Here is a 26,275-nt window from a genome sequence, read left to right on the forward strand (position 1 = left end):
TCGCTTCCAGAACAAGGATTAACAAGACAAATGAAAACCAGTTTTGATGTTTTTAACGGCGATGCCGATGGGATTTGCGCCCTGCTCCAGCTTCGCCTCGCGACCCCTAAAGACAGTGTGCTGATCACTGGGGTAAAACGCGATATCGCCCTGTTAAAACAAGTCGACCCTGCCGTCGCGCAAGACGTGACGGTGCTGGATGTAGCGATGGAAAAAAACCGCGCAGCGCTGGATAACTTACTGACCCAAGGTGTGCGTGTGTTTTATGCCGATCACCACAACCCGGGAGAGGTGCCGGATCATCCGTCACTGACCACTCACATCAACACCGCGGCCAACACCTGTACCAGCCTGATTGTAGACAAGCTGCTAGATGGCCGTTACCGGGAGTGGGCGCTGGTCGGCGCTTACGGCGACAACATGATTGCCACCGCCGATACCCTGGCGAAAAAGTCCGGTCTGTGCGATCAGGACCGCGTCAAATTGATGCAGTTCGGTACCTATCTCAACTACAACGGTTACGGCTCATCACTCAGTGATTTGCTGTTCCCACCAGCGGAAATTTACCGCTTGATGGCGGCTTATCCTTCGCCTTTCAACTTTATTGCCGAGCGTCCGGATGTGTATGCGACGCTGGAAGATGGCTTTACTGGCGACAGCGAGAAAGCAGCAGCCATTACCCCTTATTCAGAACGCACTGGCTCACGGGTATTTATGTTGCCAGACGAAGCCTGGGCACGACGGATAAGTGGGGTTTATTCCAATGACTTAACCAACCGTGACCCGGAGGTCGCCAATGCGGTGATCACGGCAAAGGCTGACGGCAATTATCTGGTCAGTATCCGCGCACCGCTGAAAAACCGCGTCGGTGCCGATGAACTGGCAGCCGCTTTCCCAACGGGTGGCGGACGAAAAGCGGCAGCGGGGATCAACGCCCTGCCCGCTGAATTGCTTAACGATTTTATTGATGCGTTCCACCAGCGTTACCCGCTGGATACGTAAAAAAGGACTGACCATGGTGGACAAGATTTCGCTAAACCAAACCCATCTCAAGCAGCTTGAGAATGAGTCTATACACATCATCAGGGAAGTAGCGGCTGAGTTCGACAACCCCGTGATGCTTTACTCCATCGGTAAAGATTCTGCTGTCATGCTCCACCTTGCGATGAAAGCCTTTCACCCGGGTAAACCGCCATTTCCGCTCCTTCACGTCGATACGACATGGAAGTTCAAGGAAATGATTACCTTCCGTGACGAGTTCACCAAGCGTCATGGCCTTGATCTTCTGGTTCACATCAATCAGGAAGGCGTGGACATGGGCATGGGGCCTTTCACACATGGTAGTGCCAAGCATACGGATGTGATGAAAACCCAGGCGCTGAAGCAGGCTTTGGATAAATACGGCTTTGATGCCGCTTTCGGCGGTGCGCGCCGTGATGAAGAAAAAAGCCGCGCCAAAGAACGCGTTTACTCCTTCCGCGACAAACACCACCGCTGGGATCCAAAAAACCAGCGTCCGGAGCTTTGGGACGTTTACAACGGCCGCGTGAACAAAGGTGAGAGTATCCGCGTGTTCCCACTTTCCAACTGGACCGAGCTCGATATCTGGCAATACATCTATCTGGAAAACATCGACATCGTGCCGCTGTACTTTGCGGAGAAACGTCCAGTGGTTGAGCGCGATGGCACGCTGATCATGGTGGATGACGACCGTATGCCACTGGAAAAAGGCGAGAAGCCGGAAATGAAATCTGTCCGCTTCCGCACTCTGGGTTGTTATCCGCTGACTGGCGCTGTCGAATCGACTGCCGCCACGTTGCCGGAAATCATTCAGGAAATGCTGCTGACCAAAACATCAGAGCGACAAGGCCGTGTGATTGATCACGATCAGGCTGGCTCCATGGAGCAGAAAAAACGCGAAGGCTACTTCTAAAAAACATAAGCCTCGAAAACCATTTAAACATTTGCTTGCCTGCTAAAGGAGTGACTCATGAGTCATAGCTCATCGCTGATCGCATCGGACATCGAAGCCTATCTTCATCAGCATGAAAACAAGGATTTACTGCGCCTGCTCACCTGCGGCAGCGTGGATGACGGTAAGTCGACCCTGATTGGCCGACTGCTGTTTGATACCAAACTGATTTTTGAGGATCACCTCACCAGCCTGCACAAAGACAATGCCCGTGTGGGCAATGCCGGTGAGGCTCTCGATTTGGCCCTGCTGGTTGATGGCCTGCAGTCGGAGCGGGAACAAGGCATCACCATCGATGTGGCCTACCGTTATTTCTCGACCGAGAAACGCAAGTTCATCATCGCAGACTGTCCGGGACACGAGCAGTACACCCGTAACATGGCGACGGGTGCATCCAACTGTGAACTGGCGATCGTGATGGTCGACGCACGTAAAGGGCTGCTGACCCAGACCCGACGCCACAGCTATATCGTGAGCCTGCTGGGTATTCGTCATGTGGTGGTTGCCATTAACAAGATGGATTTGGTCGACTTTGACCAAACCGTGTTCGAGTCCATTCAGGCCGATTATCAGGCGATGGCTTCCCAGCTCGGTATCAAGGATGTCCGCTTTGTGCCTATTTCTGCGCTGTCGGGCGACAACGTGGTCAGCGCCAGCGAAAACATGCCGTGGTACCAGGGGCCTTCATTGATGGAGATGCTGGAAGGCGTTGAAATCAGCCGCGACCAGAACCTCGATTTGATGCGCTTCCCGGTGCAGTACGTGAACCGCCCTAACCTCGATTTCCGTGGTTACTGCGGCACATTGGCTTCCGGCATTCTGCGCAAAGGCGATACCGTCATGGCGCTGCCGTCTGGTCAGAAAAGCACAGTCACATCGATTGTGACTTATGACAGTGAACTCGATGCCGTTGCGCCGAAAAATGCGGTGACCGTGACTTTGGCAGACGAAATCGATATTTCCCGCGGCGACATGCTGGTTCATGAGGACACAGCACCGACCGTGACCGACAGCTTGAGTGCCAACATTGTCTGGATGTCGCAGGACACGATGAAGACCAAACGTGACTATGACTTCAAGTTTGCCAGTCATAACGTGACAGGTCGCATTACCAGCATTGAACACAAAGTCGATATCAACAGCTTCGAAACGCTGTCTGCCAGTGAATTGGCACTGAATGAAATCGGCAAAGTGGAATTACGTCTGAATGCGCCAGTCGCGGCAGATAACTACAGCCTGAACCAAAAAACAGGCGCGTTCATTGTGATTGACCGTCTCACCAATATCACGGTGGGAGCAGGCATGGTGGAAGCACTCCATTCACCACATGAACAAAAAGCCAAACGCACCTACACCGCGGCAGAAATCGCGTTAAATCGCTACATCCGTGAGCACTACCCGGAATGGGAAACCAAATCGGTCGAATGATCGGGGTCATGACATGGATACGTTGACGCTAAAGGCTAGGGAAGAGAGAAGCACCACCATGGCGGTAAAAGTACTGCATATCATTAACGATCTGTCACGAAACGGCGGCGCGCAGCGCTTTGTCGTTGATTTAGTCTGTCCCACTCCGTCAGGCTACGAAAGCAAGGTCGTGATACTGGACGATATCAATGATTTATCTGGCGAGCTGGAAGCCGCTGGTGTGGAATGTCTGGTCTGGAAAAAGCTTTCCCTCAAGGAAAAATGGCAAATCCTGCGTTGGCCAGACGTGGTGCATGGCCACCTCTTTCCCTCGATCTATGTGGCGTTGGCCGCCTTTGGCAAGAAGCATATTCAAACCGAACACAACTCGCATAACCGACGCCGCGACCACGTCTGGATGAAGCCTTTCGAGTGGCTCCTTTACTGGCGCTACCAGAAAACCGTGTGCATCACAGGGCAGGTACAAAATGCACTGGAAGACTTCCTCCCGCATTGGAAGAAGCACTATTCGGTGATCCTAAATGGCATCAACCTCAGCAAATTTTCCATGCAAGAGAAGCAGCCACCCGCAGAAGAAGCGCCCATCCGTATCGGCATGGCGGGTCGACTGCATCCTTATAAAGATCACCCCACACTGATACGTGCACTGGCCAAGTTACCAGCCCGTTATGAGCTTCACCTTGCAGGCGATGGCGATCGCCGCGGGGAATACGAAGCCTTGGTCAAAGAGCTTGGTCTTGAAAACAGAGTGGTCTTCCACGGTGTGCGTTCAGACATTCCGGTGTTTTTGGACAGTCTGAACATCTATGTGCAGAGCACGATTATTGAAGGGTTTGGTCTGGCTGCAGTGGAAGGGATGGCAGCAGGATTGCCAGTGCTCGCGTCAAACGTTCAAGGCATTGATGAAGTCATAGGGACTGAAGAATATCTGTTTCCTTTAGGTGACGACGACGCGCTCGCACAAAGGATTGCTTCCATCTGTGAAGACCCACAGGAGTATACCAAAGCCTCACAACGTTCTTTGTCACGCTGTCAGCTGTACAAGCTGGAGACATTCCGCGAGCAATATTATCAGGCTTATCAGGAGCTGGCGGATGACAAGATCGCTTGAGCATGCGGCTGCCCTTGCCGTTGTCCTGTTTTTTGTCCCGACGAAAATCGCTGTCGCCGGCATCAGTCTGTATCTGGCCGATTTTCTTGGTATCGCTTCGCTTGGCTTTCTTATTCTTATTGCATTGCGCGGACAATTGCTGCAGTCGACGCTAAAAGCAGGCGGCTTCATCTTTGTGTTTGTCATCTACATTGCGCTTTCAGGCATTATCAATGATGTCCCGCTGAAACTGGTGATCATTGAAATGATCCAGTGGCTTTCCGTTGCCGCCTTTCTAGGAGTTTTACATCAGGCAGGCTTGTTGGCTTCACCACGTTTTCTATCGCTGCTGGCGCTTTATACTTTTGCCGGCGCCCTTTACACCGCGGGCTGGCACTTGATGCATCCCGCGTTCAACGACTTCAAACAACTTGGAAATACCAAGTATTTCTTTGGTTTTACCTGCGCCCTGCTATACATCCTCCGTAACCAAATCCGGTTCGGTCATGTGTTATTGGCTGCGGCAGTCGTGATGCTGTTGATGTCCGGTGAACGTAAAGCCTTATTAGGTATGGCGATGCTTGTCGCCTGCGATCTGGTGTTCTGCCGGGAAGTGCATCATCCGCGTTCACGACAAACCGCTTTTGCACTGGGAACCCTCGGCTTTTTAGGCGGCATTCTGACCCTGCTTTCCATCTGGTACATGGTTGGCACTCACGCCATCCTCGATAAGTTTGAGTTTACCCAGTTCGACATCCTGTTTGCCGACCAGCACGAAGCGCGCTGGGATTCGGAGCTTTGGCGAAAACTCCTGCTCGCTAATGGTTTTGCCCTGTTTCTGGAATATCCCATTTTCGGCGTCGGCCCCAAGATGCTCCCTGTCTATATCGCCAACTATTTCCAGAACCAGGAGCTCGCGATTTATACCCATAACTTCGCCCTCGATGTAGCGGTTGAGTACGGGCTGGTAGGTCTGACGATATTGATTGGCGGATTCCTTTTAGGGCTTCGTCACCTTTTCGGGCAGCGGTTTATCAATCCAGTGGCTTTTCTACTCGCGGTCTACATCCTGGCCATGGTGCTGTTTGTGGCCGTTAATAGCACCATCATGCTGATGTTCCTGTTTCCATTTTTCATCAATACGCGCACGGCCCCTGAGCCTGTTCCCGAGGCGTCCATGTCTTCGATTGACGCTTCCTCAAACGCCGTGACGCCGCTTTCTACTATTGAGTTTCAAGAGGATAAGAAATGAAGTTCAGCCTAGCCCGACAACGCGCTTTTGACCAAACTCTGAATGCGCCGGATTTTGTCCTGGTTTACCAAATGGGTAAGGTTGGCTCATCATCTATTGAGGCATCCCTTGAACATGCTGGCATCCCGAGTTGGCACATCCACACCTTCGACGACAACGAAGAGTTTCAGATGTACCACAATACCGATGACGTGGCCTGCTTCTTCGACTGGCACATCCGTGCGGCATACAAGCTGACCCTTTCTCACCGGAAACGTATTCTGCAAAAACGTGACCACCTGAAGATCATCACGCTGGTGCGCGATCCTATCGCGACCGTCGTGTCACGCTTTTTCCAGGATCTCCATATTCAGTTCATCGCGGGTAAAAAGAACGAAGCCATTCACGGAGATATGGATTCCACACTCCGCCATCTGACTGACGCCTTTGAAACCCAGATGCGTCTTGATTACTTCACCGGCTGGTTCGACAGAGAGCTCAAACGCCACTTCGGCATTGATGTGCTTAAACACGTTCAGGATCCATCTCAAACCCATTGGCGCATCGAGCAAGGGGGCTGTGATGTGCTGTTGATGAAATGTGAAGCGATTAACCAGTCAACAGATGTGCTGGGGGAGTTTCTTGAACTACCGGACTTCAAGCTGCAATCCAGCAACGAGGCTTCGAACAAGTGGTATTCAGCGCTTTATCAACGCTTTAAAGAAACGTACCCGTTTGAGCGTTTATTCCATCTGTATGATGCACCACTGTATCGCGCCGTCTACAGTGAAGAGGAAATCACTCAATTTAAACAGAAATGGGGCCAGTGATGAAAACCGTTCTCCATATTACGGAAGCGTTTGGTGGCGGCATCCAAACCGCACTGTGCAGCTATGCGAAATCGACCCAAGGGGATCCGATTCGTCATCACCTGTTTGCCAGATTACGCCCCAATGACGATACCGGTATGGCGGTCACTACCCTGTTCGACGATGTCCAGACCATGGAGGGGGGCTTACTGTCTTTCTTCCGTGAAGCGAGAAAAGCGGTGCTTCAACTGCAGCCGGACGTGATTCATCTTCACTCCAGCTTCGCAGGATTTTTGGGCCGCTTCCTTCCCAAAAAGGGCAACACAAAAATTGTTTACACGCCACATTGCTATGCGTTCGAACGCCGCGATATTTCTGATTTGATGCAGAAAGTCTACATGCAGCTTGAAACATTCGGTCTTTCCCGCATTGATATGATCGCAGGGTGCAGCGAAAGGGAATGTGAGCTTGGGTTTGCGCTGGGCGCCCAAAAGGCCGTTCACCTCAACAACTATGCAGACTTGGACAAAGCACTCTCTTTGTCGGAGACCCAGGCTGAGCGTCCTCCTTTTAACGTCATGGTGGTTGGCCGTGTTTCTCCTCAAAAGGACCCTCAGTTTTTGCTGGATACCATTACCAGCCTGAAGACTTACCCTGAGTTCAGTCAAATTAAGCTGCACTGGCTGGGTGGCGGAGAGCCTGAAATGGAGCAAGCGTTGAGAGAGGCAGGCGTTGAGGTGACGGGAATGATCCCCCACCAGCAACTGATGGAAACGCTGAACAGTGCCGATTTGTATCTCCACACCGCAGCGTGGGAAGGCATGCCGCTGACCATTCTGGAAGCCGCAAAACTGCGCATTCCTATGGTATTGCGCATAATCGGTGCGACCCAGAACCTGCACTATCCGTTTATGGTGAGTTCGCCAGACACCATGGCAAAGCAAATCATCAATTACTGCAAACGCCCCGATCACCCGGATTACCAACAAGCCATTGATGCCTTCAACAGCGACTTCAGTGCGGAAAAACAACGCGAAGCTTTGCACCTGATTTATGAGGCCTAAGCAATGAGCGCGGTGGTGGCACTCTTAATTGCAGGCTTGCTGGGAACATTGCTGCTTACCAATCTTCGTCCGGCGCTGGTTTTTGGTGCCGTTTTCACCGCATTGCTGACATTCGATATCGTTCCGGCCGCTCAGCTTTTCAATAACTTCACCAACACGGCGCTCATTACCTTGGTGCTTTTGGTTATGGTCTCTGTGATCCTTGAGCGCACGCCTTACATCAGTGCTCTGGGCCGTTGGTGTACACAGGGGGGGCTTCGTAAAGTCACGGTTCAAACCACCCTGTCTGCTGGCCTGCTTTCTGCGATCATCAACAACACCGCTGTGGTTTCTACGCTGATGCGCAGCATGACCAAGAGTCAGCATCCTGCTGGCAAGTTATTGATCCCACTTTCATACGCAGCCATTCTTGGCGGTACCATGACGCTGATTGGCACCTCCACCAACTTGCTCGTGAACGGTTTTACCCTTAATGCCGGCTTACCCGGAATTGGTTTCTTCGATTTTTCCTTGATTGGCGTACCTGTATTTCTTGCCGGTGTCTTGGTGATTACACTGGTGTCTTTGGCGCTGCTGCCTTCGCGTCAGAGCGGCGCTCAGGAAACCTCACAAAGTTATCTTCTGGAGTCACAGCTTAACTCTGACTCTCCCCTCGTCGGCCAGAGCGTTGAACAAAGTGGACTTCGCCACCTTGAGCGCCTGTTTTTGGTGGAAATCATTCGTGCGGAGCACGTTATCTCTCCAGTTTCACCCGCAGAACAGCTTCAAGGTAACGACGTGTTGGTGTTTTCCGGTGACTTGGAAGCCACAGCATTGCTGGAAAAATTCAAAGGGCTATCTCCCCGAACGCAAGGTGAACACCTGCCTTCGGATAATCTGGTGAGTGTCGTCATCACCCCGCAGGCAGTCATTGCCGGAAAAACCATTAAGTCACTCAATTTCCGTGCACAGTTCGGCGCCGCCGTGGTCGCCGTCAAGCGCGGGGAAAACAAAATCACCGGAGGCCTCGGCCAGGTGAAGTTGCAAGGCGGGGATCTACTGGTACTGGCCGTGGGGCAGGATTTTTTCAGTCGTGGCAATCTCGCCCAGAACTTCATTCTGGTGGGGGAAAGGGAAAACAATGCCCTGCTAAGTGGCACCCAATCTTTTTTGTTCTGTGGCGGCGCTGTCTTTGCACTGATTGCCAGCTTCCTCGAACTGCTCCCATTGTATAAAGGACTTATCCTTCTCCTCGCTGGCGCTGTGGCAGCGCGCTTGGTGTCCATTCATGATCTAAGGCGACGATTTCCTTTTGAACTGGTTTTAGTGATTGGCTCTGCATTAGGTCTGGCGCAAGCCATCAGTGTGACAGGTCTGGCAGATAGTCTGGCAACGCTTATCATGGGCGTCGGTCAACACGGTGGACCTTTCGGTGCCTTGGTGATTCTTTATCTCGCCACCTGGTTGATGACTGAGCTCATTACCAACAATGCCGCTGCCGCAATAAGCTTTCCAGTAGGGCTGGCCATTGCAACGCAATATCAGGTCGATCCCATGCCCTTTATCATGACCGTTGCATTTGCAGCCAGTGCCAGCTTTCTTTCTCCATTTGGCTATCAAACCAACCTGATGGTTTATACCGCAGGTCGTTATGTGCCGAGAGACTACCTCAAAGCTGGGCTGCCTCTGAGCCTGGTTTATGGTGTGCTTGTGCTTTCTCTCATTCCTTTGGTTTTCCCCTGGTAAGGCAATTTCATGATCTCCCAAATTGTTCACCGTATTCAATCCATCGGCCCTGCCCGCCGCCAGTTTCTGTTCCACGCTGCACTTGCCGCTCTCTTCCGGGTCCTATCTGCAGCTGCGGCATTTTTACTTAGCGTGGTTGCCGCTCGGGTGCTAGGGGCGCAACAATCCGGGCTGTTTTTCCTTGGTATGAGTCTTGCCACTTTGTTGGGAACACTGAGCATGTTGGGGATGGAAAACGCCCTGCTTCGTTTTATTGGGCATGCCGGAGAGCAAGACAACACCCATTTGACCAATCAGGTGTTTACCAATGCGCTGCTTGCGGTTCTTCCCACCTCCGCCATAGTCGCAGGAATCACCTATCTCGTAGCACCTTTTCTGGCGTTGAATGTATTTAGTAAACCAGAGGCGACAGATAGCTTGCGCTATTTTGCTCTGGCGATCCCTTTCATTAGCCTGTTTTTCCTCAATGGCTATGCATTGCAGGCAACCCGCAGAGTGATTGCCTCCGTCTGCTCCATGCAGCTTGGCGTGACAATGGTTGCGCTACCCGCATTCTTGCTACTCAACCATTACGAGCCTAACCCAATGGCAGAAAGCGCTTCCGTGCTTTATGTCGTTGCTTCTGGGTTGGTGGTGTTTAGTGGCTTGTGGCTATGGTTTCGCGAACCAGATCATCGCATCGACACCAGCGATCGCAAGATGCCGACGCTTTGGAGCGCCGCCCCCAACCTTTGGTTGATTTCCGCTACCAGCCAAGCCATTCCCTGGGCTTCGGTCGTGATCGTCGGCTTGTTTGTCACATCTGAAGAAGTCGCTTATTTTTCCGCAGCGCAAAGAACATCCCTGCTTATCAGCTTCATGTTAATGGTCATCAATTTCGTCGCTGCGCCGCGATTTTCGGCCCTGTTCAAAGCAGGTAAACTGGACGAGCTCAAACGCCTTGCACAGTTTTCGACCCGATTGATGATTGTTTTTTCCATACCGGTTCTGGCTGCTGTGCTTATCTGGCCAGACACCATCATGACGCTGTTTGGCCGTGAATTTTCAGAATCAGGCCAACTTCTGGTGATCCTTGCTGTTGGCCAAACCATCAATGTCATGACAGGATCTGTCGGATTTCTTCTCACCATGTGTGGCTATGAAAGAGACTTGCGCAATATCACCCTGCTTGCCGGGATACTTACCGTGACTTTGATACTGATATTAACGTCAATATGGGGAACCGTCGGCGCAGCGCTTGCAGTGAGTATCGGTATGAGTACACAGAACATTCTGGCCGTGCGCAAGGTCGAAAAAAGACTCGGTTTCTGGCCGATTGGATAAGCGGTTCTTGTTGAAGGGTCCCTCTGGGCTCATAATCAAACAATGAGACAGATTTGCAACGATTAAATGTTAACATTCCAATAAGCCCAATTTTTAATACAGGGCGACTAGTTAGTTGGATGATGTAAATTAAGGACAAGCTATGATCAAGAAGTGCCTCTTTCCAGCGGCTGGCTACGGGACCCGTTTTCTGCCTGCCACTAAGTCGATGCCAAAAGAAATGATGCCTATCGTTAATAAGCCACTTATTGAGTACGGCGTTGACGAAGCCATTGAAGCCGGCATCACCGGTATGTGTATTGTTACTGGTCGTGGTAAGCACAGCCTGATGGATCACTTCGATAAAAACTACGAGCTGGAACATCAAATCAGCGGCACCAACAAAGAAGCACTGCTGGGAGATATCCGCGCAACTATCGATGCAGCTTCATTCACCTATATCCGCCAAAAAGAAATGAAAGGTCTAGGTCACGCTATCCTGACCGGCCGTGAGCTGGTGGGTGATGAAGCATTTGCCGTTGTACTGGCAGATGACCTGTGTGTGAATCTGGAAGACGGCGTGCTTTCCCAGATGGTTGCACTGTACAAGCAGTTCCGCTGCTCCATCGTTGCTGTGGAAGAAGTACCGGAAGATGAGACTCACAAATACGGTGTGATTTCCGGTGAAGAGATGCGTGACAACCTTTACCGAGTCGACAACATGGTAGAAAAGCCAGAGCAAGGCACCGCGCCAAGTAATCTGGCGATCATCGGTCGTTACATCCTGACACCGGACATTTTCGACATCCTGGAAAAAACAGAGCCAGGCAAGAACGGTGAAATCCAGATCACCGATGCCCTGCTGAAACAAGCACAAAGCGGCTGTGTACTGGCTTACAAATTCAAAGGCGAGCGCTTTGACTGTGGTAGCGTTGAAGGCTTTATCGAAGCAACTAACTATTGCTACGAAAATATCTACCTGAAGTCTGATGCACCGAACCAGCCTCAAAAAACGGTAAAAACAGGCTGATCGATTCAGGCTAAAGCACCGTTAAAACCTGCATGTTGCAATACTGAAGAAAGCTGTATGTTTATACAGCTTTCTTCTTTTTCATCACACGATAATGTGGGATACTTCCTCATTCGTTTTTTCTTCAGGCTGCAAACCTGAGCGCTAAGGGCAAGGTAGACATGGATACGATAGACGTCAGAGGGGCTCGCACCCATAACCTGAAAAACATTAACCTGACGATCCCACGCGACAAGCTGATCGTGATCACCGGTCTTTCTGGTTCCGGCAAGTCATCACTGGCCTTCGACACATTGTATGCAGAAGGCCAACGCCGCTATGTAGAATCACTGTCTGCCTATGCACGCCAGTTCCTTTCTCTGATGGAAAAACCAGACGTCGACCATATTGAAGGTCTATCACCGGCTATTTCTATCGAGCAAAAGTCCACGTCTCACAATCCACGCTCAACCGTTGGTACCATCACAGAAGTTTACGACTACCTGCGTCTTTTATACGCGCGAGTGGGTGACCCGCGCTGTCCGACACACAATGTGACGCTGGAAGCACAGACTGTGAGCCAGATGGTCGACAAGGTGCTGGAACTTGAAGAAGGCAGCAAGATGATGCTGCTGGCCCCTATCGTCAAAGAACGTAAGGGTGAACACGTCAAAACGCTGGAGAACCTGGTTGCCCACGGTTTTATCCGCGCGCGTATTGATGGCGAAGTGTGCGACCTTTCTGATCCACCGAAGCTGGAGCTTCACAAAAAGCACACCATTGAAGTGGTCGTCGACCGCTTCAAAGTGCGCGACGATCTGCAGCAGCGCCTTGCTGAATCTTTCGAAACCGCCATTGAACTGACGGGCGGCACGGCTGTGGTCAGCTATATGGATAGTGAGGGTGATGATCTCATCTTCTCGGCCAACTTCGCCTGTCCGCATTGCGGATACAGCATGCAAGAGCTGGAGCCACGCCTGTTTTCCTTCAATAACCCAGCAGGTGCTTGCCCTACTTGTGATGGTCTCGGCGTACAGCAGTATTTTGATGAAAACCGCGTGGTTCAGAATGAAGCGGTAAGCCTTGCTGGTGGTGCCATCCGTGGATGGGACCGCCGTAATTTCTACTACTTTCAGATGCTAAGCTCGCTTGCCGATCATTATGAATTCGACATCGAAACACCTTGGCAGGATTTACCGAAAACCATTCAAAATGTGGTTCTGAACGGCTCCGGCAACACTGAAATTGCTTTCAAGTACGTGAACGATCGCGGTGATATCACGGTACGTAAGCATCCGTTCGAAGGGATTTTAAATAACCTCAACCGCCGCTACCGCGATACAGAATCGATGGCTGTGCGTGAAGAGCTGGCGAAATACATCGCCAACAAGCCGTGTTCAAGCTGTGGCGGCTCTCGCCTTCGTGAAGAAGCTCGCCATGTCTTTGTGGGTGACACCAACCTGCCAGCCGTGTGTGAAATGAGTATTCATGAAGCACTGACTTTCTTCGCAGGTCTGGAGCTGACGGGCCAGCGTGCGCAAATTGCTGACAAGGTACTTAAAGAAATCCATGACCGCCTGAGTTTTCTGGTCAACGTCGGTCTGAACTACCTCAACCTGTCGAGAAGTGCTGATACCCTATCAGGCGGTGAAGCGCAACGTATCCGTCTGGCCAGCCAGATTGGTGCAGGTCTGGTCGGCGTGATGTACGTGCTGGATGAACCATCTATCGGCCTTCACCAGCGTGACAACGAACGCCTACTCGCGACTCTCGAGCACCTTCGTAATCTGGGTAACACCGTGCTGGTGGTTGAGCACGATGAAGATGCTATCCGCGCGGCAGACTACATTGTCGATATCGGCCCTGGAGCCGGTGTGCATGGTGGCCACATCGTTGCTGAAGGGACGTATGAAGAAATCATCAAGAATGAAAACTCTCTAACCGGCCAATACCTCAGCGGGAAAAAGGCGATTGAAGTCCCAGCCAAACGAATTCCTTATGACAAGAAAAAGGTCGTGAAGCTTAAAGGGGCAACGGGCAACAACCTGCAGAGCGTTAACCTGACGCTTCCTGTCGGTTTGCTGACCTGTGTGACCGGCGTATCCGGTTCAGGTAAATCGACCCTTATCAACGACACTTTCTACAAAATCGCCCACCAGCGATTGAACGGTGCCACCACAGGCGAGCCAGCGCCTTTCAAGGACATCGACGGCCTGGGTCATTTTGATAAGGTGATTGATATCGACCAGAGCCCGATTGGACGCACTCCACGCTCCAACCCAGCAACGTACACAGGCATCTTCACACCTATCCGTGAGCTGTTTGCAGGCACACAGGAAGCGCGCTCCCGTGGCTACAAAGTGGGCCGTTTCAGTTTTAACGTCAAAGGGGGCCGCTGTGAAGCCTGTCAGGGCGACGGCGTTATCAAAGTGGAAATGCACTTCCTCCCGGATGTTTACGTACCGTGCGACGTGTGCAAAGGTAAGAGATATAACCGTGAAACCTTGGAGATCCGCTACAAAGGCAAAACCATTGATGAAGTCCTTGAGATGACAGTGGAAGATGCCCGCGAGTTCTTCGATGCCGTGCCAGCAATTGCGCGCAAACTGCAAACGCTGATGGATGTGGGTCTTTCCTATATCCGCTTGGGACAGGCTGCAACCACCCTTTCCGGTGGTGAAGCGCAACGCGTGAAACTGGCGCGTGAGCTTTCAAAGCGTGATACCGGCAAGACGTTGTATATCTTGGATGAGCCAACCACTGGACTGCACTTCCATGATATTCAGCAACTACTGACGGTGCTGCACCGACTGCGCGATCACGGCAATACCATTGTGGTGATAGAACACAACCTGGACGTGATAAAAACCGCGGACTGGATTGTCGACTTAGGCCCTGAAGGTGGTAGCGGTGGCGGAATGATCATCGCTGAAGGCACACCGGAAGACGTGGCTTTGGTTGAAGGTTCGCACACAGCAAGGTTCCTGAAACCTTTGCTTAAACAAAAAGCATCATAGGGCGGATGCTGGCGTGAGCCAGTGAGAAACAATCTATGCAAACAATGCGTTTTCAAAACTTCTGGCCATCAAAAGTGGCCAGAAAGCCTTTGGTTAAGCCAGTGCTGATTGCGCTGGCTGCGCTGTTTTTATTCTGCTTACCTCTTAACCAAATCCCACTCGCTTTCTCCGGTGTTCAACATCCAGCGACAGCCTTAACGCTCTTGTTAGCGGTTGCCATCGTTTGCTTCGGTGTTTGGGAAGCTGCAAGACAAGGCCGTTTCAGCCACACGACAATGACTGGATGGCTGGCACTGAGCGCAAGTTTCGCCCTGATACCATCATTTTATCTTCACGCTGACTGGCATTCGGCTGCATGGCAGGGGTTCAGCGTTCTGTTGTCTTTACTGCTTTTTTGTACCCTGCAGCAATTCAGCTTTAATCATCTTCAGAGGCAATATCTCCTCTGGCTGCCACTTTTGAGTGGCTGGCTACTGGCGATTCCTTTGTTGCTTCCCAGCATCAGTGAGATCGCGTCATCGAGCCTTGCAGACATCAAAACCAACAGTGACGTACTAGGCATCGTTCTTCTGACTTCTTTGATGCTGTCAGCGTATTTGCTCGCGCGGACTAAAGTGTACAAGCGTAACTGGGTTCCGGTTCATGCTCTTTTACTTGCGACGCCGCTGCTCACCATTCCAGCTCTCACTGCGTTGAAATCGCCTTGGCTAATCACCGTGATTTTGGTGTTGGTGATTTTCAGTCAACCATTCTTATTCCGTTTCAGTCCAAAACGACACCATGGTCTTTGGAATTTCGCCGTATTGGCCGGTTTTGCTATCGCTTGGAAGCTTGGTAGTGTCCCTCAATCGGCACTTTTTGCCGCCCGTTATTCATCCGAGGAGTTAGAGGTACTGTCGCAGGCTTGGGCATTACTGGGGCAGGCTCAGTTTGAAGGTATAGGCCTGGGGCAGCTCGATAAAGCACAGCTGTTGTTTGGCATCGAGCAAAGCCATGTACTGCCGCTTCAACAAATGTATCCGAGTTGGCTGCTCGCAAATTTAATTCAGGGGGGCATTGCCTACTGGGCGAGCTTTGGTGTGCTCTTCATACTGGTGGTGCGAAAGTTGGTGGAAGCACCGAATGGCACCCGCCTGATGTTGCTAGCGATCTTTCTGCCATCCCTCATTGGCATGGCAGTGACAGACTACATTGAAACCAACCTGGCACTGGGCATGCTGTTTGTGGTGCTGCTTTACTGGATAGATAACCTTACCGCGAGATACCGACGCGTACTTTTATCATACCCTAGGCCGATGAAAATCGCTGCTAACACGGTGCTGACTACCACGCTGGTTTTGGTGTTGTCTTCAATCTATCTTGGCGAACAGGCGCTTCGCACCTATCAAATACGTGATAGTAAGCTGACTCAGTATCAAACCCATCCTTGGTGGAATGACTTCTATCAGCAAGTGGAAGGAAAGCGGGCGTTTCTAGAAAGTGTTGAAAGCCGGGATTTACGCGCGCAGGAGTTGTACCTTCGGGAGCAAATCTCCCGACTGGAAACTTCTCCGAATGCCGACGGCTATCAATCACTGATTGAGCTGGCGATGCTCACCGGGCATAAAACGGTCGCCAAACAGTTGAAGGATGAGGCATCGCTGCTTTTCCCGTACCGAAAATTTCAACCTGACTTTTCTGAGCTTCCAGCGGAATAAAACAAAAACGCCCCGCATTCATGCGGGGCGTTTCTCAATTCAATTCCGCTTAACCAAGCACATCTTTCAGTGCCTTCGCACACAAGGCTACGTTTTCACGTTTAGCCGCATAACCCATCAAACCGATACGCCACGCTTTACCTGCCAGTGCTCCCAGACCCGCACCAATTTCCAGATTGTAGTCATTGAGAAGTTTCGCACGCACCGCGGCATCATCGACGCCTTCAGGTACTGCGACAGCATTCAGTTGCGGCAGGCGATGGTCAGCATCAACAAGGAAGTTAACACCCAGCGCTTCCAGTTCGGCTTTGAGTAACTCATGCATATCACGGTGACGTTGCCATGCATTCTCCAGACCTTCTTCTTTCAGCATCAGCAAAGACTCATGCAGGGCGTAAAGGCTGTTTACTGGCGCGGTGTGGTGATAGCTACGCTTGCCTTCACCACTCCAATAGCCAAGCACCAGGCTTTGATCGAGGAACCAACTCTGCACCTTACCCGTGCGCTGCTGCATTTTTTCTACCGCACGCGGAGAGAAAGTGACTGGTGACAGTCCCGGCACACAGGAGAGACATTTCTGGCTGCCAGAATACACAGCGTCCAATTGCCACTCATCCACCAGCAGTGGCACACCGCCAAGAGAAGTCACGGCATCAACAATCGTCAGGCAGCCATGCTCACGCGCCAGTGACGAAATTGTCTTCGCATCACTGAGTGCGCCGGTCGATGTCTCAGCGTGTACAAACGCGACCACCGATGCTTCTGGGTTCGCTTTCAAAGCCGCTTCGACCTTTGCAGGATCAACAGGCTTGCCCCACTCGTCATCAACCATTACCGCTGTTGCGCCACAGCGCTCTACGTTTTCACGCATACGCTCGCCAAATACGCCGTTTCGACAAACAATCACCGTATCGCCTGGCTCAATCAGGTTGACAAAACAGGTCTCCATCCCTGCACTGCCCGGGGCGGACACCGCAATGGTGAAGGCGTTTTCGGTCTGGAATGCGTATTGAAGCAGTGATTTAACTTCATCCATCATTCCCACAAAAAGAGGGTCGAGATGACCAATCGTTGGCTGGGCCAGCGCTTGCAATACGCGTGGCGAAACATCAGAAGGGCCGGGGCCCATCAGGGTACGTTGTGGTGGGATAAAGCGTGAAATTGTCATTATTTGCTCTCCATTGCCTTTTGTTCCTTGGGTCTATTTACCCTACCATCGGATAGGGCTGGCTAAAATCTCAACGTTGAATAAACCCAAGCATCATCAAGCAAAAGTCCTTCACCCGGCTGAAAAGAGGTGCTTGAAACTCAAACAAACATTGACAATAACATTACAAACATTTATCAATAGAGGGCAATTTTTGCTCAGCACAGTTTGTGCTCTGCAGAGACAGAAGAGGCGCGTCTACCAGGTAGTCGAATTGCGGAGCCCCAACTCCAATGCAATCCGATGAGGGGGTAAGACGCCGAGGCAATACCAGACCTTGGGGGCTGGGTTGTCGGTCTAGAAGGTTGAATCCTTCGGATTGTCATCTCAACGGAGATGGAGCGCTTCTGGAGAAATACCCTTTCTTCCTGCCCGCTCGCACCCTCTATCTGTCTCCCAACTTATTACTTTGTTTATTCAGGATTACTCCATTCGCGATTATGGGAGGTGAAGGGAAGTGAACGCATTAAATGTCGCAAAATTTGGCGGCACGAGTGTAGCCGACTACACAGCTATGTCTAACTGTGCAGCGGTGATTAAAGGGAATTTGAACACTCGACTGGTAGTGATTAGCGCTTGTTCTGGCGTGACAAATCTACTGGTTGAACTGGCAAATGGTGTTGCCAATGACAGGCAGCAGGAAGTGCTGACAAAACTGCACGATATTCATTTCAGCATTCTGAAACAGCTCCCGGAAGAGCCGGCAGTTGCCTCAGGTGTGAATGCAATTCTCGATGAAGTAGCAACACTCTCTGCGGCGGCAGAAACTTCTCCTTCAGATAAAATTACTGACGCTCTCGTCGCTTGTGGCGAGTTGATGTCGACTCATATTTTTACCCACCTGTTGAACGACAAAGGCATCAATGCTGTTCGCGCAGATGTCCGCGAGGTGCTGAAAACCGACAACGTGTTTGGTAAAGCAACCCCGGATTTGATTGAAACAGCGCACCACGCTGAAACCGTGCTCACGCCGTTGTTTGAAGACAAGGTCGTCGTGACGCAGGGCTTTATCGGCTCTGATGCGCAAGGCAATACCACCACACTGGGTCGCGGTGGCAGTGATTACAGTGCAGCGCTTCTGGCTGAAGCCGTAAAAGCAACGTCACTGGAAATCTGGACCGACGTTCCAGGTATCTACAGTACTGACCCTCGCGTCGCCCCGGCAGCAAGCCCTATCGATGAAATCAGCTTCAGCGAAGCGTCAGAGATGGCAAACTTCGGTGCAAAGATCCTGCATCCGGCGACGCTTATCCCGGCGATGCGTCAGGACATTCCTGTATTCGTGGGCTCATCTAAAGCGCCTGAACAAGGTGGTACCTGGATTCGTCATCAGGCAGAGAAGTCTCCACTTTTCCGCGCGCTGGCACTGCGTTGCAACCAGACCATGGTGACGCTCACCAGTCTGAATATGTTCCATGCTTATGGCTTTTTGGCAGAAGTGTTCAACATTCTGGCTAAGCACAAAGTGTCAGTCGATCTCATCACCACGTCTGAGGTCAGTGTTTCACTGACACTGGATCAAACCAACACCAAAGGTGGTGCACCTAAATTGCCTGAAGCGGCAGAGCAGGAACTGGCTGCGCTTTGTAAGGTAACCGTCGAGCAAGACATGTGTCTGGTCGCGCTAATTGGTAACCACATGAGCGAATCAAAAGGTGCAGCCGCCAAAATCTTCAGTGCGCTGGAAGACTACAACCTGCGTATGATTTGTTATGGCGCAAGTAACCACAACCTCTGCTTCCTGACTAGCACGTCAGAATCTAAAGAAGTTGTCCGTGCGCTACACAAAGAGTTGTTCGAAGATTAATTTCTTCTTCTGTGGATACAAAAATGGCGCTCACTGGGCGCCATTTTTCTTTTTACTCTCACAAAGATTAACCGTTGAGGTTTGGCCCCAACCACTTCTCTGCTTCGATCAAATCCCAGCCCTTGCGATCGGCATAGCTGTCACGCTGATCTTCCTGGATCTGCGCCACAGCAAAGTAGCGCGAATCAGGATGCGAGAAGTACCAGCCAGATACCGATGCGCCCGGCCACATGGCGTAACTTGTAGTCAGCGACATACCGATGGTCTCTTCTACGTTCAGTAGCTCCCACAGGGTGCCTTTCTCTGTATGCTCAGGACAGGCCGGATAGCCCGGAGCGGGACGGATACCCTGATATTTCTCACGGATCAGGTCATCGTTCGATAGGTTCTCGTCCGCAGCGTAACCCCAAATTTCCTTACGGACATGTGCATGCAGGTATTCCGCAAACGCTTCAGCCAAACGATCTGCCACCGCCTGAATCATGATGGCGTTATAGTCATCGCCCTGCGCTTTATATTCGTCCGCAAGTTCACGTTCACCAATACCGCCTGTTACTGCAAACGCACCAATCCAATCTTTCTTACCGCTCTCTTTTGGCGCAATGTAATCGGACAGACAGTAGTTGAAGCCTTTCGGTTTCTCCGTTTGCTGACGAAGGTTGTGCAGCACTTTCGCAACCTCGGTACGCGATTCATCGGTGTAGACTTCAATATCGTCACCCACACTTGCTGCCGGGAACAAGGCGCACATACCACTGGCTTTCATCAGGCCTTCGCGTTCAACGCGATCCAGCAGATCATTGGCATCTTTAAACAGGCGCTTCGCTTCTTCCCCAACTTCTTCGTGCTCAAGAATGGTCGGGTACTTACCCACTAATGACCAGGTCATAAAGAACGGCGTCCAGTCGATGTAGTTACGAAGGGTCGCTACGTCAAAGTCTTCAAACACATGAACACCCGGTTTCGCTGGCGCTGGCGGTGTATAGCTTTCCCAGTCGATAGCGACTTTGTTCTCACGTGCCTTTTCAAGTGTCACTGGCTTAGTACGCGGACGCTTCCGTGCATGCTGCTCGCGCACCACTTCGTAATCCGCTTGAAGCTTCTCCACAAACGCAGGCTTGAGTTTCTCAGACAACAGCGACGAACACACACCCACCGCGCGTGATGCGTTATTCACATACACCACTGGTTGATTGTAGTTTTGCTCAATCTTCACCGCTGTGTGGGCTTTGGAGGTCGTTGCACCGCCAATCAGTAGCGGCAGGTCGAAGCCCAGACGCTCCATCTCTTTCGCGACATGAACCATTTCATCAAGCGATGGCGTGATAAGACCGGACAGACCAATAATATCGACGTTCTCTTCTTTGGCGACTTTGAGAATTTTCTCGCAAGGCACCATCACGCCGAGGTCGATGATTTCGTAGTTATTACATTGGAGTACAACGCCAACGATGTTCTTACCGATATCGTGAACATCACCTTTTACCGTTGCCAGCAGGATCTTACCGTTGGTAGAGCCTGCCTGTTTTTCAGCGTTAATAAAAGGCTCAAGGTGCGCCACCGCCTGTTTCATTACGCGGGCTGATTTCACTACCTGAGGCAGGAACATTTTACCCTCACCGAAGAGATCGCCGACGACGTTCATGCCGTCCATCAGTGGCCCTTCAATCACTTCAAGCGGCTTAGATGCATTAACGCGGGCTTCTTCTGTGTCTTCAACGATGAACTCGGTAATACCTTTCACCAGGGCATGCTCAAGACGTTTCTCTACCGCCCAGGTTCGCCACTCCAGCGCAGAAGCATCTTCTTCTTTACCGACGCCTTTATTCGCGTACTCCGCTGCGATATCAAGAAGGCGCTCTGTACTGTCGTCACGTCGGTTCAGTACCACGTCTTCCACCGCTTCACGCAGTTTCTCGGGAACGTTGTCGTAAATCTCAAGCTGACCGGCATTCACGATGCCCATGTCCATACCGTTCTTGAAACAGTGATAAAGGAACACTGCGTGGATAGCTTCGCGGACATAGTTGTTGCCGCGGAACGAGAAGGAGACATTCGACACACCGCCTGAAATCATCGCATACGGCAAATCTCGCTTGATGTCTGCAACCGCATCGATAAAGTCGACGGCATAGTTGTTGTGCTCTTCAATACCGGTTGCGACAGCAAAGATATTCGGGTCAAAGATGATGTCTTCCGGTGGGAAGCCAACTTCGTCCACGAGAATGCGGTAGGCATTGGTACAGATTTCGAGTTTGCGTTCACGGGTCTCAGCCTGACCGACTTCATCGAAGGCCATAACGATAACGGCTGCACCATAGCGACGAATCAGCTTCGCCTGTTCAACGAATTTCTCTTTGCCTTCTTTGAGCGAAATGGAGTTAACGATACCCTTACCCTGAATACACTTCAGGCCAGCTTCAATCACTTCCCACTTGGAAGAGTCGACCATGATTGGCACTTTGGAGATCTCAGGCTCAGAGGCACAGAGGTTCAGGAAGCGCACCATACAGGCTTCCGCATCCAACATACCTTCATCCATGTTGATATCGATGATCTGGGCACCGTTTTCTACCTGCTGGCGTGCCACTTCCAACGCTTCATCGTACTGCTCTTCTTTGATCAAACGCTTGAAGCGCGCAGAACCTGTCACGTTGGTACGCTCACCAACATTGATGAACAGGGTTTCTTTTTCAATCGTCAGTGGCTCAAGGCCTGACAGACGACACGCTACCTGAAGATCTGGTAATGCACGGGGCTTAACCGTCTTGGTCGCCTCATACATATGGCGAATGTGCTCTGGTGTCGTACCACAACAGCCACCAATCATGTTCAGGAAACCACTTTCCGCCCACTCTTTCACATGAGCAGCCATGTCCTCCGGAGACAGATCATATTCACCGAAGGCATTCGGAAGGCCGGCATTCGGGTGCGCAGAAACAAAGGTTTCAGAGATGCGTGACAGTTCTTCCACGTAAGGGCGCAGTTCATCAGGGCCCAATGCACAGTTCAGACCAAAGGAAATCGGTTTGACGTGACGTAGAGAGTTATAGAAAGCCTCTGTCGTTTGGCCTGACAAGGTACGGCCTGATGCATCAGTGATCGTGCCGGAAATCATCACTGGCAGTTGGGTGCCCATTTCTTCGAAAACGGTCTCAACCGCAAAAGCACAGGCTTTGGCGTTCAGGGTGTCAAAGATGGTTTCAATCAGAATAAGATCAGCGCCGCCATTGATAAGCGCGCGGGTAGACTCAGAGTACGCTGTTACCAGCTCATCAAAGCTGACATTACGGTAACCGGGATCGTTAACGTCAGGAGAAATCGAACAGGTGCGGTTAGTTGGACCCAAAACGCCAGCAACAAAGCGCGGCTTATCCGGATTTTTCGCTGTCCACTCATCTGCGACTTCACGCGCCAACTTGGCCGCCGCAAAGTTAATCTCCTCACTCAGGCTTTCCATCTCATAGTCAGCCATGGCGATGGTGGTCGCGTTAAAGGTATTGGTTTCCAGGATATCCGCGCCAGCTTCAAGATATTCGGCGTGGATGTCTTTAATCATCTGGGGTTGCGTCAACACTAAAAGGTCGTTGTTGCCCTTCAGGTCGCAGTGCCAATCGGCAAAACGTTCACCGCGGTAGTCATCTTCTTCAAGCTTATAGCCCTGAATCATGGTGCCCATGCCACCATCGATGATCAGAATGCGTTCCGCTAACAGTTTTTCCAGTGTTTCCTTACTACTCACAACCGCAGATCCTTCTTATATTGCTCGCTATTCGCATAGTATCACAGACCAAATGGAAATCTAGACGTCTAATTAAACTCAGCCAAACGTTAACCTCCCTGCTGACACACATTTGTTGTAGTTTTCTGCGCCGCTTGGATTTATATTTCGTTACAACTTTCCGAATCATAATCTCAGCCTATACGGGGTCGTCAATGACCGTCTACACAACACTCTGCTTTCTCGCTGCGGCAGCCATGCTAATTGCCTTTATCAACAGCAAAATTGGCCAAATGCAGACTACCATCGCTATCACTGCCGGAGCCCTAATCCTCTCACTTGGGATCGTTATCTCGGGACACAACAATTGGTTTGATTTAAAAGACCTTGCTGCTGAGACCCTCAATGAAATTCACTTCGATGATTTCTTGTTGAAAGGCGTGTTGGGTTTCTTACTTTTCGCTGGCGGCTTGGGAGTAAAACTGCCCAACCTAAAAGATCAGAAGTGGGAAATTACGGTGCTGGCGCTTGGAGCGACGTTGGTTTCTACCTTCTTTATCGGTGGTGTCGCCTGGCTCTTCTTCCAGCTCATCGGCATTCCGTTCGATTTTATCTACTGCCTACTGTTTGGTGCCCTAATTTCTCCTACAGACCCCATCGCTGTTCTTGCCATTGTTAAAAAGCTCAATGCGCCAAAGCGTATCTCGACGCAAATTGAGGGCGAGTCCCTTTTCAATGATGGGTTTGGTCTGGTGATTTTTATCACCCTGTTCACTGTCGCATTCGGCACTGAAGCTCCAACCGTAATGGGTGTCGTTGAGCTCTTCCTGCATGAAGCGATTGGCGGCATCGTGTATGGCTTCTTACTTGGCTTGCTGTTCCATTACCTGATTTGTCATACCGACGACCACTCGATGGAGTTATTACTGACCTTAGGCATACCGACAGCCGGCTATGTATTTGCCAGCCTGATTGGCGTTTCTGGCCCGCTGGCAATGGTGGTGGCCGGTATCATGATTGGTAACTGGACACGCTATATTGGCTTTTCAAAAGAAAGTGAAGATCACCTGGACCACTTCTGGGAGCTTGTCGATGAGTTCCTCAATGGTGTGCTCTTCCTGCTGATTGGTCTCAGCATGCTCACGTTCAGCTTCCATAAGGAAGACTGGATCATCATGGCATTCGCTGTGCCGCTGGTGCTGGTATCGCGATATCTCAGCGTTCGTCTTTGCTATGTTGGTTTTAACCGTTACCGGGACTACAACCCTTACTCAGTGAGAATTCTAACCTGGGGGGGATTGCGTGGAGGCCTTGCGATAGCAATGGCGATGGCTGTTCCTGCGGGTTATATGGTGCTGCCAGAAAAGAATATTGATGTAAGGGAAATCATTCTGGTGATGACTTATGCCGTGGTGGTCTTCTCTATCCTGGTTCAGGGTTCAACCATCACCAAGATGATTGAGAAATCCAAAGTTGCTGAGCGGGATATGGAGATCAAACCTAGCAGTTATCAAAATACCGAACCAAGAACAGAAGTCACTCAGGACTAAACCTCAAAAACCAAAAAGCCTGCAATCGCAGGCTTTTTTATTACTCTTCATCGTCGTCTTTGGTAAACGCTGACTCTGAGAAATGATCGAGGTCGTAAGGCGTTTGCTGGTAAACACAGTAGTTAAGCCAGTTGGCAAAAAGCATGTGTCCATGACTGCGCCAGCTCACATACGGTTCCTGAGTTGGATCGTCATCTGGATAGTAATTAGATGGTACTGCAGGTTCCATGCCTTCACCTACGTCACGCACATACTCGTTATGCAGCGTATGGGAGTCATACTCTGGGTGCCCGGTGACAAACACATTTCGCTTATCTTTGGTTGCTGCTAAGTAAGTGCCTGCGGTAGATGAAGTCGCCAGAATATCGAGGTCAGTATGCTCTGCCAAGAACTCAGGAGAGAAGTCCGCATAGCGGGAGTGTGGTGCAAGGAACGAGTCATCAAAACCACGAAGTATAGGATTTTTACTGTGCTCTTTATGTGTTTTATGCCAGTACACGCCGGATAGCTTTTCCCTACGGGTTTTCTTCGGCAAATCATAAAGCAGCTTCAGACCCGCCTGCGCCGCCCAACACACATAAAGCGTCGATGTCACGTGGTCTTTCGCCCAAGTCATGATGTCCTGTAAGTGTTCCCAATAAATCACATCTTCAAACTGCACCAGACCCAAGGGTGCGCCTGTCACGATCAATCCATCAAAGTTACGCTCTCGGATACCTTGAAACTGCCTGTAGAAAGTGTCCAAGTGCTCGGTAGGAGTGTTCTTACTCGGTCTGTCATCAATACGCAGCAGTTCAACATCAACCTGAAGGGGACTGTTAGAAAGCAAACGCATAAACTGCGTTTCTGTTTCAATCTTCTTGGGCATCAGATTGAGAAGTAGTACTTTCAGGGGACGGATGTTCTGACTTTCTGCGCGGGTCTCCGACATCACGAAGATGTTTTCCTGACGCAGGGTGCTGGCCGCCGGTAACTGATCAGGAATTTTAATCGGCATCTTAAATCACTCCCTCGTTAAGATGTATAGACGTCTAGAATTCCATTAACCCTATAACATCCCCTTTAGGGGTTCAAGTACATTTGTGAGATTGATCAGAGGGCACATATGAAGAAACCCGCAGCGTTTCCGCTACGGGTTTGAAGAGGCATCTGGCAATGTCCTACTCTCACATGGGGAGACCCCACACTACCATCGGCGCTGCAACGTTTCACTACTGAGTTCGGCATGGGATCAGGTGGGGCCATCGCGCTATGGTCGCCAGACAAATTTTAAATTCTGGTGCTGATACCCAGATTTGAACTGGGGACCTCACCCTTACCAAGGGTGCGCTCTACCAACTGAGCTATATCAGCAATTCTTATCCGCCTGAAGTCTTACAATAACTGCTTCATTTTGATGAAATTCAAGCCTGGCTATGTCCTACTCTCACATGGGGAGACCCCACACTACCATCGGCGCTGTTACGTTTCACTACTGAGTTCGGCATGGAGTCAGGTGGGTCCATAACGCTATGGTCGCCAAGCAAATTCGTTAAAATCTTGGAAAGTGACTTTGTTTGTTCTCGTTCTTACACATTCAACGTTCTATTCGAGTCCGTCAAAACCCCTTGGGTGTTGTATGGTTAAGCCTCACGGGCAATTAGTAT

At 50.9% G+C, this 26,275-nt stretch carries 17 protein-coding genes, 1 tRNA gene, 2 rRNA genes and 1 riboswitch; of the genes, 14 read left to right on the plus strand and 6 right to left on the minus strand.

All coding sequences use genetic code 11. From position 1 onward, the window contains the following. Positions 1-30 precede the first annotated feature (30 nt). From QL223_RS17205 to QL223_RS17260, 12 genes are all read left to right on the plus strand, one after another. Positions 31-1,002 (plus strand): DHHA1 domain-containing protein, encoded by a 972-nt coding sequence (locus QL223_RS17205; RefSeq protein ID WP_046307786.1) that lies wholly within the window; start codon positions 31-33, stop codon positions 1,000-1,002. A 13-nt stretch (positions 1,003-1,015) separates the two neighbouring features. After that, on the plus strand, positions 1,016-1,933 hold the full coding sequence (gene cysD, locus QL223_RS17210; RefSeq protein ID WP_002541258.1) for a sulfate adenylyltransferase subunit CysD: 918 nt from the start codon (positions 1,016-1,018) through the stop codon (positions 1,931-1,933). Positions 1,934-1,990: 57 nt separating this feature from the next. Next, on the plus strand, positions 1,991-3,400 hold the full coding sequence (gene cysN / locus QL223_RS17215; protein WP_281545416.1) for a sulfate adenylyltransferase subunit CysN: 1,410 nt from the start codon (positions 1,991-1,993) through the stop codon (positions 3,398-3,400). Between the two features lie 58 nt (positions 3,401-3,458). Beyond that, complete coding sequence (locus QL223_RS17220; RefSeq protein WP_281545425.1) at positions 3,459-4,511, plus strand: glycosyltransferase; 1,053 nt, start codon at positions 3,459-3,461, stop codon at positions 4,509-4,511. Further along, positions 4,495-5,742, plus strand: coding sequence for an O-antigen ligase family protein (locus QL223_RS17225; protein WP_281545417.1), 1,248 nt, complete (start codon positions 4,495-4,497; stop codon positions 5,740-5,742). The genes QL223_RS17220 and QL223_RS17225 overlap by 17 nt, the downstream gene beginning before the upstream one ends. Then, positions 5,739-6,551 carry a putative capsular polysaccharide synthesis family protein gene (locus QL223_RS17230; protein ID WP_281545418.1) on the plus strand — a complete coding sequence of 271 codons (813 nt, stop codon included), beginning with the start codon at positions 5,739-5,741 and terminating at the stop codon, positions 6,549-6,551. The genes QL223_RS17225 and QL223_RS17230 overlap by 4 nt, the downstream gene beginning before the upstream one ends. Then, a complete protein-coding gene (locus QL223_RS17235; protein WP_281545419.1) occupies positions 6,551-7,594 on the plus strand; it encodes a glycosyltransferase family 4 protein in 1,044 nt (347 codons plus the stop codon). The genes QL223_RS17230 and QL223_RS17235 overlap by 1 nt, the downstream gene beginning before the upstream one ends. Positions 7,595-7,597: 3 nt before the next feature. Further along, entirely contained in the window at positions 7,598-9,319 is a 1,722-nt protein-coding gene (locus QL223_RS17240; RefSeq protein WP_348651396.1) for an SLC13 family permease, read from the plus strand. Between the two features lie 9 nt (positions 9,320-9,328). After that, the gene (locus tag QL223_RS17245) at positions 9,329-10,642 is read left to right on the plus strand and encodes a flippase (protein ID WP_281545421.1); all 1,314 of its coding nucleotides are present in this window, start codon (positions 9,329-9,331) and stop codon (positions 10,640-10,642) included. 142 nt (positions 10,643-10,784) lie between these two features. Then, positions 10,785-11,651, plus strand: a complete 867-nt coding sequence (gene galU / locus QL223_RS17250; RefSeq protein WP_002541270.1) for a UTP--glucose-1-phosphate uridylyltransferase GalU — start codon at positions 10,785-10,787, stop codon at positions 11,649-11,651. Positions 11,652-11,812: 161 nt separating this feature from the next. After that, positions 11,813-14,647, plus strand: coding sequence for an excinuclease ABC subunit UvrA (gene uvrA, locus QL223_RS17255; RefSeq protein ID WP_002541271.1), 2,835 nt, complete (start codon positions 11,813-11,815; stop codon positions 14,645-14,647). Positions 14,648-14,682: 35 nt separating this feature from the next. Next, entirely contained in the window at positions 14,683-16,344 is a 1,662-nt protein-coding gene (locus QL223_RS17260; protein ID WP_281545422.1) for a lipid A core--O-antigen ligase, read from the plus strand. 49 nt (positions 16,345-16,393) lie between these two features. On the opposite strand, the gene QL223_RS17265 is transcribed toward QL223_RS17260, so the two are convergent. Next, entirely contained in the window at positions 16,394-17,512 is a 1,119-nt protein-coding gene (locus QL223_RS17265; RefSeq protein ID WP_002541274.1) for an alanine--glyoxylate aminotransferase family protein, read from the minus strand. A 218-nt stretch (positions 17,513-17,730) separates the two neighbouring features. Beyond that, positions 17,731-17,906, plus strand: a riboswitch (Lysine riboswitch). A 102-nt stretch (positions 17,907-18,008) separates the two neighbouring features. Here QL223_RS17265 and lysC point away from each other — a divergent pair. Further along, a complete protein-coding gene (lysC, locus tag QL223_RS17270) occupies positions 18,009-19,358 on the plus strand; it encodes a lysine-sensitive aspartokinase 3 (RefSeq protein ID WP_039850408.1) in 1,350 nt (449 codons plus the stop codon). Positions 19,359-19,425: 67 nt separating this feature from the next. Here the strand turns inward: lysC and metH are convergent, their stop codons facing one another. Then, positions 19,426-23,100: a methionine synthase gene (gene metH / locus QL223_RS17275; protein ID WP_281545423.1), complete on the minus strand. Its 3,675-nt coding sequence runs from the start codon at positions 23,098-23,100 to the stop codon at positions 19,426-19,428. Positions 23,101-23,294: 194 nt separating this feature from the next. On the opposite strand from metH, the gene QL223_RS17280 reads away from it, so the two are divergent. Next, on the plus strand, positions 23,295-24,629 hold the full coding sequence (locus QL223_RS17280; protein WP_002541279.1) for a sodium:proton antiporter: 1,335 nt from the start codon (positions 23,295-23,297) through the stop codon (positions 24,627-24,629). A gap of 40 nt (positions 24,630-24,669) precedes the next feature. Here the strand turns inward: QL223_RS17280 and metA are convergent, their stop codons facing one another. The 4 genes from metA to rrf (QL223_RS17300) form a co-directional block, all read right to left on the minus strand. Then, positions 24,670-25,626 (minus strand): homoserine O-succinyltransferase, encoded by a 957-nt coding sequence (gene metA / locus QL223_RS17285; protein ID WP_002541280.1) that lies wholly within the window; start codon positions 25,624-25,626, stop codon positions 24,670-24,672. Positions 25,627-25,776: 150 nt separating this feature from the next. Further along, a 5S ribosomal RNA gene (gene rrf, locus QL223_RS17290) occupies positions 25,777-25,892 on the minus strand. A gap of 14 nt (positions 25,893-25,906) precedes the next feature. Further along, a tRNA-Thr gene (locus QL223_RS17295) sits at positions 25,907-25,982 on the minus strand. 54 nt (positions 25,983-26,036) lie between these two features. Further along, positions 26,037-26,152 (minus strand): 5S ribosomal RNA (gene rrf, locus QL223_RS17300). Positions 26,153-26,275: the final 123 nt, after the last annotated feature.

This window comes from Grimontia sp. SpTr1, assembly GCF_947387585.1.
Classification (GTDB): domain Bacteria; phylum Pseudomonadota; class Gammaproteobacteria; order Enterobacterales; family Vibrionaceae; genus Enterovibrio; species Enterovibrio indicus.

Excerpts from the sequence above, each read along its gene's own strand:
- QL223_RS17280 (WP_002541279.1), top strand. The coding sequence starts at position 23,295 with ATGACCGTCTACACAACACTCTGCTTTCTCGCTGCGGCAGCCATGCTA.
- QL223_RS17265 (WP_002541274.1), bottom strand. The coding sequence starts at position 17,512 with ATGACAATTTCACGCTTTATCCCACCACAACGTACCCTGATGGGCCCC.
- QL223_RS17240 (WP_348651396.1), top strand. The coding sequence starts at position 7,598 with ATGAGCGCGGTGGTGGCACTCTTAATTGCAGGCTTGCTGGGAACATTG.
- cysN (WP_281545416.1), top strand. The coding sequence starts at position 1,991 with ATGAGTCATAGCTCATCGCTGATCGCATCGGACATCGAAGCCTATCTT.
- QL223_RS17220 (WP_281545425.1), top strand. The coding sequence starts at position 3,459 with ATGGCGGTAAAAGTACTGCATATCATTAACGATCTGTCACGAAACGGC.
- QL223_RS17230 (WP_281545418.1), top strand. The coding sequence starts at position 5,739 with ATGAAGTTCAGCCTAGCCCGACAACGCGCTTTTGACCAAACTCTGAAT.
- QL223_RS17245 (WP_281545421.1), top strand. The coding sequence starts at position 9,329 with ATGATCTCCCAAATTGTTCACCGTATTCAATCCATCGGCCCTGCCCGC.
- QL223_RS17205 (WP_046307786.1), top strand. The coding sequence starts at position 31 with ATGAAAACCAGTTTTGATGTTTTTAACGGCGATGCCGATGGGATTTGC.
- uvrA (WP_002541271.1), top strand. The coding sequence starts at position 11,813 with ATGGATACGATAGACGTCAGAGGGGCTCGCACCCATAACCTGAAAAAC.
- cysD (WP_002541258.1), top strand. The coding sequence starts at position 1,016 with ATGGTGGACAAGATTTCGCTAAACCAAACCCATCTCAAGCAGCTTGAG.
- galU (WP_002541270.1), top strand. The coding sequence starts at position 10,785 with ATGATCAAGAAGTGCCTCTTTCCAGCGGCTGGCTACGGGACCCGTTTT.
- QL223_RS17260 (WP_281545422.1), top strand. The coding sequence starts at position 14,683 with ATGCAAACAATGCGTTTTCAAAACTTCTGGCCATCAAAAGTGGCCAGA.
- metA (WP_002541280.1), bottom strand. The coding sequence starts at position 25,626 with ATGCCGATTAAAATTCCTGATCAGTTACCGGCGGCCAGCACCCTGCGT.
- QL223_RS17235 (WP_281545419.1), top strand. The coding sequence starts at position 6,551 with ATGAAAACCGTTCTCCATATTACGGAAGCGTTTGGTGGCGGCATCCAA.
- QL223_RS17225 (WP_281545417.1), top strand. The coding sequence starts at position 4,495 with ATGACAAGATCGCTTGAGCATGCGGCTGCCCTTGCCGTTGTCCTGTTT.